General features: G+C 33.0%; 2 protein-coding genes. One reads left to right on the forward strand and one right to left on the reverse strand.

The features are described from left to right. Window positions 1-629 (forward strand): porin family protein (locus tag E1171_RS23370; RefSeq protein ID WP_187696154.1); only part of this gene is annotated, 629 nt, incomplete at its 5' end. Window positions 630-873: 244 nt separating this feature from the next. On the opposite strand, the gene E1171_RS01210 is transcribed toward E1171_RS23370, so the two are convergent. Next, on the reverse strand, window positions 874-1,107 hold the full coding sequence (locus E1171_RS01210) for a topoisomerase C-terminal repeat-containing protein (RefSeq protein ID WP_155203282.1): 234 nt from the start codon (window positions 1,105-1,107) through the stop codon (window positions 874-876). Between the last annotated feature and the right edge of the window lie 184 nt (window positions 1,108-1,291).

Consider the following 1,291-nt stretch of genomic DNA (forward strand, 5'->3'; position numbering starts at 1 on the left):
CTAATTTTCAAAAGCAAGTTGAAAAAACAAAACTTGAATTTGGGGGTTTGGTTGGGGTTTCATTAACCTCCTTACAATTTAAAAGTGATTTATCTTCTTTTACAGTTGCAAATACCGATTATCCTATATCCACTGATTTTTCGGCTGGGTTGTTTTTAGATGTAGTGCTTCCCCGAAACCAAAGGCGGTTGTCAATTTATAATGAACTGTTATTTAGTTCTTATAATGTAGAAGGTCGTTATACCAATTTTGTAGACCAAAATTATTATGATGAAAATTACACCAAAATTGGTTATTCTTATTTAAAAATGAATAACATGATTCGTTTTAAATATCCCCTTAAAAATTCATTTATTTATTTGAATGCAGGGATGTCAAACGGGTTTGCCATAAAAGAAACAAATTATAAAAAAGTTGAATCAAGGTTTTATTCAACAGAGGAAGTGAGAGAAGGTAAGGCTTTAGAGGAAACTAATAAATATGAGCAAGGATATGTTTTTGGGATTGGGAGTAAAATTAAAAGATGCTCTTTTGAACTTCGGTACGAGGTGGGGAGTGGAATGTCAATTTATGAGGCATTAGGTTCATTTGTTCATAGGTCCTCTTTCCTTCTAGGTTATAGATTTTAAGAATAATATTTCAGATGGTATTTTATCTTTATTGAAAAGGGCTTTATGGTGGAAAAATGGTAAGGGTGGATGGACCCTAGAATTAAAACGAGGGAAGAGAAAATTATCAATATACAGGTATTGACAAGTTATAGGATTTTAAACAGATAGAAATTACATTACCTTTCATTTCAAATAGATGGAAGGAAAAAAGGTACCCCAAATTAAATGAAGGGTGCCTTTTTTATCCTTAACCTAAGTAAGATTATTTATTAGCCTTCTTTTTGGTAGTTGTCTTTTTGGTGGTGGTTTTCTTTTTAGCCCTAGATTTCTTTTCAGGGGTCTTCTTTTCCAATTCCAGACAATCCTCAAGGGTCAGGGTGTGAGGGTCAGTGTCCTTTGGGATTTTGACATTCTTTTTCCCAATTTTTATATAAAGACCCCAACGTCCATTCAATATCTGTACATCAGGGTTTTCTTTAGAAATTCTGATGGACATTTTAGCTCCCTTTTTGTCTTTTCATTCACCTGTAAGACTTCTCTTCTAGGTAAGGTATTTGGGTGATAATCTTTCCCTAGAATTAGGAAGGGTCTTCGTGATTAATGTGTTATTAATCAATGTTTTTTGCAATAGGTGGGATTGAAAGTGCTCAAAATCGATCAGTTTTTTATTGAAGGATAAA

Origin of the sequence: Xanthovirga aplysinae, assembly GCF_009711365.1 — a bacterium.
GTDB classification, from domain to species: domain Bacteria; phylum Bacteroidota; class Bacteroidia; order Cytophagales; family Cyclobacteriaceae; genus Xanthovirga; species Xanthovirga aplysinae.

What these genes read in the sequence shown, in the direction of transcription:
- E1171_RS01210 (WP_155203282.1), bottom strand. Translation starts at nt 1,107, where the DNA reads ATGTCCATCAGAATTTCTAAAGAAAACCCTGATGTACAGATATTGAAT.